At 73.2% G+C, this 14,660-nt stretch carries 6 protein-coding genes; 5 read left to right on the top strand and 1 reads right to left on the bottom strand.

The features are described 5' to 3' along the window. Positions 1-6,395, bottom strand: a 6,395-nt coding sequence (locus ACIGZJ_RS36715) for an SDR family NAD(P)-dependent oxidoreductase (protein ID WP_396461363.1), incomplete at its 3' end; no start/stop codon positions are given. Positions 6,396-6,874: 479 nt separating this feature from the next. On the opposite strand from ACIGZJ_RS36715, the gene ACIGZJ_RS36720 reads away from it, so the two are divergent. From ACIGZJ_RS36720 to ACIGZJ_RS36740, 5 genes are all read left to right on the top strand, one after another. Continuing rightward, positions 6,875-7,921 carry a 2,3-dihydro-2,3-dihydroxybenzoate dehydrogenase gene (locus ACIGZJ_RS36720; RefSeq protein WP_396461359.1) on the top strand — a complete coding sequence of 349 codons (1,047 nt, stop codon included), beginning with the start codon at positions 6,875-6,877 and terminating at the stop codon, positions 7,919-7,921. Positions 7,922-7,961: 40 nt separating this feature from the next. Then, the gene (locus ACIGZJ_RS36725; protein ID WP_396461360.1) at positions 7,962-8,636 is read left to right on the top strand and encodes an isochorismatase family protein; all 675 of its coding nucleotides are present in this window, start codon (positions 7,962-7,964) and stop codon (positions 8,634-8,636) included. 52 nt (positions 8,637-8,688) lie between these two features. Further along, a complete protein-coding gene (locus ACIGZJ_RS36730; protein WP_396461361.1) occupies positions 8,689-10,608 on the top strand; it encodes an anthranilate synthase family protein in 1,920 nt (639 codons plus the stop codon). A 98-nt stretch (positions 10,609-10,706) separates the two neighbouring features. Next, positions 10,707-11,537 carry an arylamine N-acetyltransferase gene (locus ACIGZJ_RS36735; protein WP_392942237.1) on the top strand — a complete coding sequence of 277 codons (831 nt, stop codon included), beginning with the start codon at positions 10,707-10,709 and terminating at the stop codon, positions 11,535-11,537. 180 nt (positions 11,538-11,717) lie between these two features. Beyond that, the coding region (locus ACIGZJ_RS36740; RefSeq protein WP_396461362.1) for a type I polyketide synthase at positions 11,718-14,660 on the top strand (2,943 nt) is incomplete at its 3' end.

A 14,660-nucleotide genomic window follows, 5' to 3' on the forward strand; every position in this document is an offset into this window, starting at 1 on the left:
CAGTCGACGTGCGGGGTCGGCTCGGCCACGTTCAGGGTCTGCGGAAGGACGCCGTGCTGCATCGCCATGACCATCTTGATCACGCCGCCGACGCCTGCCGCGGCCTGCGAGTGGCCGATGTTGGACTTCAACGAGCCCAGCCAGAGCGGCTCTTCGCGCTCCTGGCCGTAGGTGGCCAGCAGTGCGTTGGCCTCGATCGGGTCGCCCAGCGACGTCCCGGTGCCGTGCGCCTCGACGGCGTCCACCTCGGCGGCGGACAGTCCGGCCTGGGCGAGCGCCTGGCGGATCACCCGCTCCTGCGAGGGGCCGTTGGGGGCGGTGAGACCGTTGCTCGCGCCGTCCTGGTTGACGGCCGAACCCCGGACCACGGCCAGCACCCGGTGGCCGTTGGCCTTCGCCTTGGACAGCCGCTCCAGGACCAGGACGCCGACGCCCTCCGCCCAGGAGGTGCCGTCCGCCGAGGAGGAGAAAGGCTTGCAGCGCCCGTTCGGCGCCAGACCGCGCTGGCGGCTGAACTCGACGAAGGCCACCGGGGTGGCCATCACGGTCACGCCGCCGGCCAGTGCGAGGTCACACTCGCCCTGCCGCAGCGCCTGCGCGGCGAGGTGCATGGCAACCAGGGAGGAGGAGCAGGCGGTGTCGATGGTGACCGCCGGGCCTTCCAGCCCCAGGGAGTAGGAGACCCGACCGGAGGCCACGCTGCCCGCGCTGCCGGTGGCGATCATGCCCTCCAGCTCGCCGGGGACGGCGGCCATCGACGGCTGGTAGTCGTGGTACATCATCCCGGAGTAGACGCCGGTGCTGCTGCCGCGCAGTGACCTGGGGTCGATGCCGGCGCCCTCGATCGCCTCCCAGGAGGTCTCCAGCAGCAGCCGCTGCTGCGGGTCGACCGCCAGCGCCTCACGCGGCGAGATGCCGAAGAAGCCCGCGTCGAACATCCCCGCGTCGTGCAGGAATCCGGCCTCCCGGCAGTACGACGTCCCCGGACGCTCGGAGTCGTCGTCGAAGAAGTTCTCCAAGTCCCAGCCGCGGTTCGACGGGAACGGGGTGATCCCCTCCCGGCCGTCGGCGACGAGCTGCCACAGGTCCTCCGGCGAGGCGACCCCGCCGGGGTAGCGGCAGGCCATGCCGACGATGGCGATGGGGTCGTCGTCGATGGCGGTGGTGCGCACGGTGGTGGTGGCGGTCTTCGAGCCGAGGAGTTCCCCGGCGAGGAAGCGGGCCAGGGCGGTGGGGGTGGGGTAGTCGAAGACGAGCGTCGCCGGGAGCTGGAGGCCGGTGGCGCCGTTGAGCTGGTTGCGCAGCTCGAGGGCCGTCAGCGAGTCGAAGCCCAGGTCCTGGAACAGCCGGTCGACCGGCACGGCATGGGCGCCGCTGAAACCGAGCACCGCCGCGACCTGACGGCGCACCAGTTCGAGGAGGTGGGTTTGGCGGGCGGTGTCGTCGAGGGTGGTGAGGTGGTCTTGGAGGGCGGTGGTGGTGCGGGTGGTGGTTGTGGTGGCGCGGCGGATGCGGGGGGTGATGAGGCGGCGTAGGAGGGGGCGTTGGGGGGTGTGGTCGGTGAGGGTTTTGAGGTCGAGGCGGGCGGCGATGAGGTGGGGTTGGGTGGTGGTGAGTGCGGTGTCGAGGGCGGTGAGGCCCTGGGTGTCGGTGAGGGGGAGGATGCCGGCGTTGGCGAGGCGGCGGAGGTCTGTGTCGGTGAGGGTGGCGGCCATGGTGCCGGTGGTCCAGAGGCCGTAGGCGAGGGCGGTGGCGGGCAGGCCCTGGGTGTGGCGGTGGGTGGCGAGGGTGTTGAGGAGGGTGTTGGCGGCGGCGTAGTTGGCCTGGCCTGCGTTGCCCCAGGTGGCGGCGAGGGAGGAGGCGAGGACGAATGCGGTCAGGGGGAGGTGGCGGGTGAGTTCGTGGAGGTGCCAGGCGGCGTCGGCCTTGGGGGCGAGGACGCGGTCGAGTTGGCTGGTGGTCATGGTGGTGAGGGGTCCGTCGTCGAGGACGCCGGCGAAGTGGAGGACGGCGGTGAGGGGGTGCTCGGCGGGGACGGTGGCGAGCAGGTCGGCCAATGCCGCCCGGTCGGCCACGTCGGCGGCGGCCACCGACACCTGGGCTCCGAGTGCGGTCAGTTCCTCGGCGAGGTCCTGCGCTCCCTGGGCGTTGGGGCCGCTTCGGCTGACCAGCAGCAGGTGGCGGATGCCGTGGGTGGTGACGAGGTGGCGGGCGGCGACGGCGCCGAGGCCGCCGGTGCCGCCGGTGATCAGGACCGTTCCGGCCGGGTCCAGCGCGGGAGCGGGCTCGCTCGCCGCGGTCGACGCCACCAGTCGGGGGACGGTCACCGTGCCTGTCTGGAGGGCGAGTTCGGGTTCGTCGGTGGTGAGGGCGCGGTGGAGGGCGGTGAGGCTTTCGGGGGTGTCGTCGAGGTCGGCGAGGACGAGGCGGCCGGGGTGTTCGGCCTGGGCGGCGCGGACCAGGCCCCAGACGGGGGCGAGGGCGGGGTCGGGGGTGTCGGTGGCGACGGCACCGCGGGTGGCGACCACCAGGCGGGAGGAGGTGGTGCGCTCGTCGGCGAGCCAGCGCTGCAGGAGGTGCAGGGTGTGGTGGGCGGTGGCGCGCACCGCGTCGGGGGTCTCGCCGGGCGCGGCCTCGATCCTGGCGAGGACCACGTCCGGCAGCACGCCGTCCGCGTCAAGGGCGTCGAGGTCGGCGAGGTCGCCGATCGACGGCTGGGGGTCGGCTGCGGGGAGGGCGAGTTCGGTCCAGTCGACGGTGAACCGGGTGCCGCCCGAGGCGCCGGCGGTGGTGGCGGTGGTGAGTTGTTCGGCGGTGACGGGTCGCAGGTCGAGGGCGTCGACGGTCAGGACGGGGTAGCCGGTGGCGTCGGCGACGTGCAGGGCCACGGTGTGGCCGGCGGTGCCGGTGACGCGTACCCGCAGGGTGGTGGCGCCCGCGGAGTGCAGGGCCACGCCGTTCCAGGAGAACGGCAGCAGGGTCTGGTCCAGGCCGCCGTCGCGTCCGAGGCTGATGGTGTGCAGGACGGCGTCCAGCAGGGCGGGGTGCAGGCCGAAGCGGGCGGCGTCCGCGTGGGCGCTCTCGGGGAGTTCGACCTCGGCGTGGACGGTGTCGCCGGCGCGCCAGGCGGCGCGCACGCCCTGGAACACCGGTCCGTAGTCGAGGCCGAGGCCGGCGAGGTGGTCGTACATGCCCTCGGTCGCGACGGGTGCGGCGTCGGCGGGGGGCCAGGCGGTCAGGTCGGTGCCCAGCGCGGCCGCGGGGGCCAGCAGGCCCTCGGCGTGCAGGGTCCAGGGCTGGTCGCTGTCCTCGGGCCGGGAGTGGATGGTGACCGGCCGCAGCCCGCCGTCCTCACGCGCGCCCACCACCACCTGCAACTGCACACCCTCGTCCACCGGCAGCACAAGCGGCGCCTGAAGCGCGAGCTCGTGCAGATGCGCCGTACCGGCCCGGTGCGCCGCCTGAAGGGCCAACTCGATGAAGGCGGTGCCGGGCAGGATGACCGTGCCGTGGACGGCGTGGTCGGCGAGCCAGGCGTGGGTGGCCAGTGAGAGCCGGCCGGAGAGGACCAGCTGGTCGGCGGTCGCCAGCTCGGTGACGGCGCCCAGCAGCGGGTGCTCCACCGCACCGAGACCCGCGGTGGCCAGGTTGGCACCGGCCGCCTGCGCCTGGATCCAGTAGTGCTGGTGGTCGAACGCATAGGTGGGGAGGTCCACCGGTGCCGCCTGCTCGGGCAGCAGCGAGGACCAGTCGACCTCGACGCCGCGGGCCCACAGGCCCCCGAGGGCCTCCACGGCGGTCCGGACCTCGGGGCGGCCCTTCCGGACCAGCGCCACCGCGCCGACCTGCCCCTCACCGGACACGCTCTGCCTGGTCATCGCCGTCAGGACGGCGTCGGGGCCGACCTCGACGAAGGCCGTCGCCCCGGCCTCCACCGCGGCGGTGATGCCGTCGGTGAAGCGCACCGCGTCCCGGACGTGCCGCACCCAGTACTCCGGGTCGGTCAGCTGCCCGGCCTCGGCGAGAGTGCCGGTGACGTTGGAGACCACCGCGATCGTCGGCTCGCTGAAGGCGATCTGCTCGGCGACCGCACGGAACTCCGCCAGCATCGGATCCATCAGCGGCGAGTGGAACGCGTGGCTGACCCGCAGCCGCTGCGTCTTACGACCGCCCTCGGCCAGCTGCTCGGCGATCGCCGTAACGGTCTCGTCGTCACCCGAGATCACCGTCGCGTTCGGCCCGTTGAGCGCCGCGATCGACGCCTTGCCCTCGTGCCCCGCGAGCAGCGGCAGCACGTCCGCCTCGCCCGCCTGGACCGCGACCATCGCGCCACCGGTCGGCAGCGCCTGCATCAGCCGGCCGCGGGCCGCCACCAGCTTGGCCGCGTCGGCGAGGCTGAACACCCCGGCGACGTGCGCCGCCGCCAACTCCCCGATGGAGTGCCCGACCAGGATCCTCGGCTGCACGCCGAAGGCCTCCAACAGCCGGTAGGCGGCGACCTCGAAGGCGAACAGCGCGGGCTGGGTGAAGCCGGTCTGGTCCAACTCGTCCGACTCGAAGCACAGATCACGCAGCGAACGCCCGAGGTGCTGGTCCAACTCCCCGCACGCGGCGTCGAAGGCCCCCGCGAACACCGGGAACCGCTCGTACAACTCCCGGCCCATACCCGCCCGCTGGGCACCCTGGCCGGTGAACAGCGCCCCCACCTTCGGCGCGCCCTGCGCCACCCCGGTCGGGACCTCGCCCTCGGCCAGCCCCAGCAGCCCGGCGAGCAGCTCCTCGCGATCGTCGCCGAGCACCACGGCCCGGTGCTCGAACGCCGTCCGCGACCGCAGCGCCCGCGCCACCCCACCGACGCTCGGCTCCTCGTCCGCCTCGATGAACTCGGCCAGCCGGTCGGCCTGTCCGCGCAGCGCCTCCGCACTCGCGGCGGACAGCAGCCACGGCGTCGGCCCGGCCATCGGGGAGGTCTCGACCTCAACCTCCTCGACAGGGGCCTCCTCGACCGCGCCCTGCTCCACGATGACGTGCGCGTTGGTGCCGCCGATACCGAAGGAGGAGACGCCGGCCCGGCGCGGGCGGTCCTCCGCCTGCGGCCACTCCTGCTCCTCGGTGAGCAGCCGCACCGCGCCGGAGGCCCAGTCCACGTGCTCGGTGGGCTCCGAGACGTTCAAGGTCCTCGGCAGCACGCCGTGCTGCATCGCCATGACCATCTTGATGACCCCGCCGACACCCGCCGCCGCCTGCGAGTGGCCGATGTTGGACTTCAACGAGCCCAGCCAGAGCGGCTCCTGGCGGTCCTTGCCGTAGGTGGCGAGCAGTGCCCGCGCCTCGATCGGGTCACCCAGCGGCGTGCCGGTGCCGTGCGCCTCGATCGCGTCCACGTCCCCGGTGGTGAGCCCGGCCTGGGCCAGCGCCTGCCGGATCACCCGCTCCTGGGACGGCCCGTTCGGCGCGGTCAGACCGTTGCTCGCGCCGTCCTGGTTGACCGCCGAGCCGCGCAGCACGGCCAGCACCCGGTGGCCGTTGGCCTTCGCGACCGACAGCCGCTCCAGCACCAGGATGCCGACGCCCTCGGCCCAGGAGGTGCCGTCCGCGTCGGTGGAGAAGGACTTGCAGCGACCGTCCCGGGCCAGCCCGCGCTGGCGGCTGAACTCCACGAAGGTCGAGGGCGTCGACATCACCGTCACGCCGCCGGCCAGCGCGAGTTCGCACTCGCCCTGCCGCAGCGCCTGGGCGGCCAGGTGGATGGCGACCAACGAGGAGGAGCAGGCGGTGTCGACGGTGATCGCCGGGCCCTCCAGCCCCAGGGTGTAGGAGACCCGACCGGAGGCCACACTGCCCGCGCTGCCGGTGGCGACCATGCCCTCCAACTCCACCGGCACGGCGGGCAGCGGCGGTTGGTAGTCGTGGTACATCACCCCGGCGAACACACCGGTCCGCGAGCCGCGCAGCGAGCGCGGGTCGACGCCGGCCCGCTCGATCGCCTCCCAGGAGGTCTCCAGCAGCAGGCGCTGCTGCGGGTCGATCGCCAGCGCCTCACGCGGCGAGATGCCGAAGAACCCGGCGTCGAACAGCCCGGCGTCGTGCAGGAATCCGGCCTCCCGGCAGTACGACGTCCCCGGGCGGTCCGGGTCGTCGTCGAACAGGCCGTCGAGGTCCCAGCCGCGGTCCGACGGGAAGGCGGAGATGCCCTCGCGCCCCTCGGCGACCAGCCGCCACAGCTCCTCCGGCGAGGCCACCCCGCCCGGGAACCGGCAGGCCATGCCCACGATCGCGATCGGCTCCTGCTGCCGCTCCTCCATCTCCCGCACCCGACGGTTGACGTCCCGCAGCTCCGCCGTCGCCCGGCGCAGGTACTCCCGCAGACCGCTCTCGTTGTTCGACATCGCCAGTCCCCCAGCTCAAACAGTTGGACCGCACGCGCGGCTCACGCAGCTCGCACGGCTCGAAAATTCCCCGCGAAGAGTCGGCCGCGGGCAAATCGGAAACCAATACCGACAATCCCGCGAAACGCTACCCCCGGGTCACCGGGCGTTCCCATCCCCTACCGCCCCACCCCTGCCCCTAATCTGACCACCATTCGGACGAAATGCCGCCGGGGAATGTGGCCCCCGTCACTCGGGGCGCCCCCGGGCTAGGGGTCGGCTGCGAGAACCCTCCAGGCCCGCCGCCTAGGGGGTGGTAGGGGCTACCTGGAACCGCCCCGCCGCGGGAAGGATGAAAGTCCTCCTAAGGCTGTTCACCGCGAGGATCGGGTACCGACATGGGCGTCCGAAGCATCGATGAACAGAAACAACACATCATCGAGCTCGACCAAGGTTTGATAGCAGTCGTCCGTCGGCGCACCGAAGCCGTCGCACGACTGCGCACGATGCGCCGCGAAGCCGGCGTCCGCCAGGTGGATCTCGCCTGGGAGAACGCCGCCCTGGCCGAGTACCAGGCGGCGCTCGGCAGTACGGGCACGTCGCTCGCCCTGGCCCTGATGGAACTGGGCCAGCGAGCCGAACTGCCCGCCCCGGCGCCGTCGGGCGACAGCACCGGCCCGGCCGCCGCCACGGCCTCCACCGCAGGTGGCGGCAGCGGGGCGTACCTGAGCACCCCCGGAAAAGCACCCGGAACCTGTGAGGACCCGATGGACGAATTCGGCACGCACCGCGGTGTCGCCCTGGTCACCGGCGCGGCCGGCGGCATCGGCCGGGAGATCGCGCACGCCCTGGCCGCCCAGGGGGTCGCCGTCGCCCTGCTCGACCGGGACGAGAACGGCCTCGCCGCGGTGGAGGCCGAACTGCGCAAGGAGGACGCGCTCGGCGTCCCCTACGCCCTGGACATCGCGGACGCCCGCAGTGTCGCCCGGGCGGTCGCCGACATCGAGGAGCGGATCGGCGCCATCGACTACCTGGTCAACTGCGCCGGCGTGCTGCGCCCGGGCGACGCCGCCGAGTTGACCGAGGAGGACTGGGCGGCGACCTTCGCGGTCAACGCCACCGGCACCTTCGTGGTCTCGCAGGCCGTGGTCAACCGGATGACGGCCCGCCGCTCGGGCGCGGTCGTCACGATCGCCTCGAACGCCGCCCACACCCCGCGCGCCGGGATGTCGGCGTACTGCGCCTCGAAGGCCGCGGCCGCGATGTTCACCAAGAGCCTCGGGCTGGAGGTGGCCCGGCACGGGATCCGCTGCAACGTGGTCGCGCCGGGCTCCACCAACACCGGGATGCTCACCGCGCTCTGGGGTGGGCAGGGGTCGGCCGAGGCCACCATCGCCGGTTCGCCGGACACCTACAAGACCGGCATTCCGCTCGGCCGGATCGCCGAGACCCGCCACATTGCCGACGCGGTGCTCTTCCTCCTTTCGGAGAAGGCCGCGCACATCACCATGCAGACCCTGACCGTCGACGGTGGCGCGACGCTGGGGCAATGATCGCCCGCCGGACCGACGGCGGCCGAAAGGGTTTCACATCATGGGAATTCCGAAGATCGCACCGTACCGCATGCCGCAGCGCGGTGAACTTCCGGAGAACGTCGCGCAGTGGTCGGTGGATCCGCAGCGCGCCGTGCTGCTGGTCCACGACATGCAGAAGTACTTCCTGCAGTCCTTTCCGGCGGGGCAGTCGCCGCTGGTCGAACTGGTCCAGAACAGCGTGCTCATCCGCCAGAAATGCTCCCGGCTCGGTATTCCGGTCGCCTACACGGCGCAGCCGGGGAGCATGACCGAGGAGGAGCGCGGCCTCCTGGTCGATTTCTGGGGACCGGGGATGACCGCCGAGCCGGAGCAGCGCGGAATCATCGACGAACTGGCCCCGGAGGCCGGTGACCATGTCTTCACCAAATGGCGGTACAGCGCCTTCCACAACACCGACCTGCTGCAGACCATGCGCTCGCTCGGCCGGGACCAGCTGATCATCTGCGGGGTGTACGCACACCTCGGCATCCTGATGACCGCGTTCGAGGCGTTCGCGCACGACATCCAGCCGTTCCTGGTGGCCGACTCGGTGGCCGACTTCGGCGAGTCGCAGCACCGGATGTGCATCGAGTACGCCGCGCAGCGCTGCGCGATGGCGGTGACCACCGAGGACGTCCTGGCCGGTCTCGACGCGCCCGTCGGCGCCCGGGCCGCGGCGGTCGCGGTCCGTTGACGCCGAGCCGCCACCCCGACGCGAAGCCTCGGCAGTCCCGAAAGGACGCGACATGACGAGCCCGTACGGGGACTCCGCGCTGGACGCCGTCCTGGTCGCCGATCCCCCGCCCTTCGCCCTGCTGCACCGCCCCGAGGCGAGCGGCCGGCACCAGCTCGACCTGCTGCTCGGCCACCCGGTGCCGACCGGCTCGCTGGCGGAGGTCCCGGTCGGTCCGGCGACGGCCACCGGCCGGGCCCGGTACGACACGCTCGTCCTGCTGCCCTTCCGGCAGATCGCCGAGCGGGGCTTCGCCGTGGTGGACGACGGTGCGCCGCTGCTGTCGATGGTGGTCGACTCGCACACCGCCGTCCCGGTGGAGGAGGCCCTGGCCCGGATCGCGGATCTGCCGCTCCAGGTGGCCGAGGGGGCCTTCGACGTCGACGACGACGCGTACGCGCGGATCGTGCGGGAGATCATCGGCAACGAGATCGGCCGCGGCGCGGGTGCCAACTTCGTCATCAAGCGCTCGTTCCTCACCGAGATCGCCGACTACACGCCCGCCGCCGCGCTGACGGTCTTCCGCCGGCTGCTGGAGCTGGAGTCGGGCGCGTACTGGACCTTCCTGATCCACACCGGCGAGCGGACCTTCGTCGGGGCGACGCCCGAGCGGCACCTCAGCCTGAGCGGCGGCACCGCCGTGATGAACCCGATCAGCGGCACCTACCGGTACCCGGCCTCCGGGCCGACGCTGGACGGGCTGGCCGCCTTCCTGGCCGACACCAAGGAGGCGGACGAGCTCTACATGGTGGTGGACGAAGAGCTCAAGATGATGGCGCGGATCTGTGAGCGCGGCGGCCGCCTGTTAGGCCCGCAGCTGCGCGAGATGGCCCATCTCGCCCACACCGAGTACTTCATCGAGGGCACCACCGACCGGGACGTCCGGGAGATCCTGCGCGAGTCGCTGTTCGCCCCGACGGTCACCGGAAGCCCGCTGGAGAGCGCCTGCGGCGTGATCAGCACCTACGAGCCGGCCGGCCGCGGCTACTACAGCGGCGTGGTGGCCCTGCTCGGGCGGGACGCCGACGGTCCGACCCTCGACTCGGCGATCCTGATCAGGACGGCCGAGATCGACCGGACGGGCCGGGTCAGCGTCCCGGTCGGCGCGACCCTGGTCCGGCACTCGGACCCGGCCTCGGAGGTCGCCGAGACCAGGGCCAAGGCCGCCGGCGTACTGGCCGCCATGCTGCACGGACCCGGGCGGTCCCGCGGCGGCGCGGCGCCCGGACTCGCCGCCCACCCCCAGGTCCTGCGGGCCCTGGAGAGCCGCAACCAGACCCTCTCCTCCTTCTGGACGGACAAGTTCGAGGACCGCGCCCAGCCGCTGCCCGGACCGGCCGGCCGCCGCGCCCTGGTGGTGGACGCCGAGGACACCTTCACGGCGATGCTCGCGCTGCAGCTCTCGGCCCTGGGCCTGGACGTCGAGGTGCGCCGCTTCGACGACCCGGGCACCGAGCCGACCGGGTACGACCTGGTCGTCCTCGGACCCGGGCCGGGCGACCCGCGGGCCGCGGACCACCCGAAGATCGCCTACCTGCGGTCGGCCGTGCGCCGACTGCTGGACGACGGCACGCCGTTCATGGCGGTCTGCCTCAGCCACCAGGTCCTCAGCGATGCGCTGGGCTTCCGGCTGGCCCCCCGGGAGGTCCCCAACCAGGGGGTGCAGAAGCGGATCCCGCTGTTCGGCCGGGACGAGCTGGTCGGCTTCTACAACACCTTCGCCGCCCGCAGCGACGAGGACCGGGCCCCGCTGCCCGCCCTCGCGGCGCGGACGGGCGAGGTGGAGATCAGCCGCGACCCGGCCACCGGCGAGATCCACGCACTGCGCGGCCCCGGCTTCTGCTCGATGCAGTTCCACGCCGAGTCCGTGCTGACGGCGGACGGGCCGCGGATCATCGGCGACCTGCTCGGCCCGCTGCTGGCCGGCCGCTGACCCTCCCGGACCGGACCGCAGCACCTCAGACCCCGCAGCACCTCAGACCCGCAGAACGTGCGCAAGCGCGCGGAAGAGACAGAGAGAAGGACGAGGACATGGCTGAAGCCACCTGGGGCGGGCCGGCGTTCGATCTCGACGCGTACCTGGCGCGCGTCGGCCTGGAGCCGGGGATCACCCCGACCCTGGACAACCTGCGGGCGCTCCAGCGCGCCCACACCGCCGCCTTCCCGTTCGAGTACCTGGAGATGGTCCTCGGCCGCGGTCTGCCGCTGGACATCGAGAGCATCCAGAACCGGATGGTCGGCGGCCGGCGCGGCGGCTGCTGCTACGACCAGTCGGTCCTGTTCGCCGCCGCACTGGAGGCGATCGGCTTCGACGTGACCGCACGCGGCGCCCGGATCCGGCTGGGCGCCAAGGTCCTCCGGGCCGTCACCCACGGCTTCACGACCGTCGCCCTGGACGGCGAGGAGTGGCTCACCGACGTCGGCTTCGGCGGCGAGGGCATGCTGGAGCCGATCCTGATCTGCGACGGGTCGGAGGTGCAGCAGGGCGGTTGGACCTTCGGTCTCGAACTGGAGGAGGACGACACCTGGGTGCTCCGCTCCCTGCACGGGGACGGCTGGTTCGACCTGTACGCGTTCCGGATGGAGCCGCGCTACCCGATCGACTTCGACATGATGCAGCACTACGCCGGGGCCGGCTCCGGCTCGGTGCTGGCCGGGTCGATGGTCGTGCAGCGCACCGAGGACCACGTCCGCTGGACCCTGACCAACAACTCGCTCTCCCGGATCCAGCCGGACGGCGCGATCGAGGTCCGCCAGGTGACGGTCGGGGAACTGCCGGAGCTGCTGGACTCGGTGTTCCACCTCACCCTCGACCCGACCGACGCCGAGATCCTGGTCAAGGTCTTCGAGAGCCACCGCTGACCCTGGGGCCGGAAGACAGGCCCCAGCCCCGCCACCGGCCCTGTCGGCCCCACCCGGGCGCCGGCAGGGACGTCGGGCTTTCCCGGGACGCTCCGAACTCCCCGAGCCCCGGCCGCTTTCCCTCTTTTCCTTTCTTTCAAGGCTTTCCCACCGCGCGTGATTGTTGAAGGGCTGAACGCCGTGACGTCGAACGAGGACAAGCTCCGCGATTACCTGAAGCGGACGACCGCCGACCTCCGGAAGGCACGGCGTCAGCTCCGCGACATGGAGGACCGCGAGCACGAGCCGATCGCGATCGTCGGCATGGGCTGCCGCTTCCCCGGCGGGGTCACCTCGCCCGAGGAGCTCTGGCAGCTCCTGATGGACGAGCGGGACGCCGTCGACGGCTTCCCGACGGACCGCGGCTGGGACCTCGACGAGCTGTACGACCCCGAGCCCGGCGCGCCCGGCAAGTCGTACACCAGGCGCGGCGGATTCCTTTACGACGCCGCCGACTTCGACCCGGACTTCTTCGAGATCTCGCCGCGCGAGGCGGTCGCGATGGACCCGCAGCAGCGCCTGCTGCTGGAGACGTCCTGGGAGGCCTTCGAGCGGGCCGGCATCGACCCGACCTCGGTCCGCGGCAGCCGGACCGGCGTGTTCGCCGGCGTGATGTACCAGGACCACGCCGGGCGCTTCCTGCAGAACGCCCCCGAGGAGTTCGACGGCTACCTGCTCACCGGCGCCGCCGGCAGCGTGGCGTCCGGCCGGGTCTCCTACACCCTCGGGCTGGAGGGCCCGGCGGTGGCCGTGGACACCGCCTGCTCCTCCTCCCTGGTCGCGGTGCACATGGCCGCCCAGGCGCTGCGCCAGGGCGAGTGCACGCTGGCGCTCGCCGGCGGTGTCACGGTGATGGCCACCCCGAGCCTGTTCATCGAGTTCAGCCGGCTGCGCGCGCTCTCCGTGGACGGCCGCTGCAAGGCGTTCGCCGCCGGGGCGGACGGCGCGGGCTGGGCCGAAGGCGTCGGCATGCTGCTGCTGGAGCGGCTCTCCGACGCCCGCCGCAACGGCCACCCGGTGCTCGCGGTGCTGAGCGGCTCCGCGGTCAACCAGGACGGCGCCAGCAACGGTCTGACCGCCCCGCACGGCCCCTCGCAGGAGCGGGTGATCCAGGACGCGCTCGCCTCGGCCCGGCTGGCGCCCTCGGAGGTGGACGTCGTCGAGGCGCACGGCACCGGCACCTCGCTGGGCGACCCGATCGAGGCCAACGCCCTGATCGCCACCTACGGGCGCGGGCGCGAGGCGGACCGGCCGCTCTGGCTCGGCTCGGTGAAGTCCAACATCGGCCACACCCAGGCCGCCGCCGGTGTGGCGGGCGTGATCAAGATGGTCATGGCGATGCAGCACGGCGTGCTGCCGAAGTCCCTGCACATCGAGGAGCCGACCCCGCACGTCGACTGGTCCACGGGCACCGTCCAGCTGCTCACCGAGCGGCGGGAGTGGCCCGCGGGCGACCGTCCGCGCCGGGCGGGCGTGGCGTCGATGGGGATCAGCGGCACCAACGCGCACGTCATCGTCGAGCAGGCCCCGGCCGAGCAGCCCGCCGAGGGCACCGAGAACCCCGACGCCGCCGAGGGCGCCGAGGGGGCCGCAGCAGCGCTGGACTCCCCGGCTCAGGCCGGCACCGCCCCGGCCACCGACGGCGCCGTGCCGTGGGTCCTCTCCGCCCGGACGGCCGAGGCCCTGCGCGGCCAGGCCGCCCGGCTGCGGGAGGCGCTGGCCGACCGGCCGGAGCTCGACCCCGCCGAGATCGGCGCGGCGCTGCTGAGCGAGCGCACCCTGTTCGACCACCGCGCGGTGGTGGCCGGCGACGGACCGGAGCGGCTGCTGGCCGGCCTGGCCGCGCTGGCCGACGGCGACACCGCGCCCGGCGTGGTCTCCGGCCAGGTCGCGCCCGGCCCGTGGGCGGTGATGTTCACCGGCCAGGGCGCCCAGCGGGCCGGTATGGGCCGCGGGTTGTACGAGCGCTTCCCGGTGTTCGCGGAGGCCTTCGACGCCGTCTGCGCGGAGCTCGACCCGCACCTCGGCCGCTCGCTGCGCGAGCTGGTCTTCACCCCGCAGGCCGAGGAGCTCGACCGGACGGAGTACACCCAGCCCGCGCTGTTCGCGGTCGAGGTCGCGCTCTACCGCCTGCTGGAGTCCTTCGGCGCCCGCCCGGACCACCTGCTCGGCCACTCGGTCGGCGAGCTGGCGGCGGCGCACGTCGCCGGGGTGTTCGGACTCGCGGACGCGGCCAAGCTGGTGGCGGCCCGCGGCCGGCTGATGCAGGCGCTGCCGGCCGGCGGCGCGATGATCGCCGTCCAGGCGTCCGAGGACGCGGTGCTGCGGGCGATCGGCGGGAACACCGGCGAGGTCGCCGTCGCGGCCGTCAACGGCCCCTCCTCGGTGGTCGTTTCAGGTGCCGAGCAGGCCGTGACGGCGATCGCCGACGCGCTGGCCGAGGCCGGGCACCGGACCAAGCGGCTGCGGGTCTCGCACGCCTTCCACTCGCCGCTGATGGACCCGATGCTGGACGGGTTCCGCCAGGTGGCCCGGTCCGTCGCGTACGCCGAGCCGGTGCTGCCGGTGGTCTCCAACCTGACCGGTGCGGTGGCCGGCCCCGGCGAGCTGACCGACCCCGAGTACTGGGTGCGGCACGTCCGTGGCGCCGTGCGGTTCGCCGACGGCGTCGCCGCGCTGCGGGCGCTCGGTGTGACCGCCTTCGTCGAGGTCGGCCCGGACGCCGTGCTGACCGCGATGGCCCAGGAGACCCTGTCCGAGGAGGCCCTGGCCGAGGACGCCCAAGCCGAGGAGACCCAGGGCCCCGCGGTCCTGGCGACGCTTCGGCGGGACCGCGACGAGGCCACCGCCCTGCTCGCGGCGGTCGGCGGACTGCTGACGCGCGGGGTGGCCGTCGACTGGTCCTCCGTCCTGCCGGCCCGGCCGGCCCGGCACGTCGAGCTTCCGACCTACGCCTTCCAGCGGCGGCGGTACTGGCTGGAGTCGCCCTCCGCGCGCGGTGATGTGACGACGGCGGGTCTGGGGTCGATCGATCATCCGTTGCTGGGTGCGGTGGCGAAGTTGGCGGATGGTGAGACGACGGTT

It is taken from the genome of Kitasatospora sp. NPDC052868 (assembly GCF_044547105.1).
Taxonomy (GTDB): domain Bacteria; phylum Actinomycetota; class Actinomycetes; order Streptomycetales; family Streptomycetaceae; genus Kitasatospora.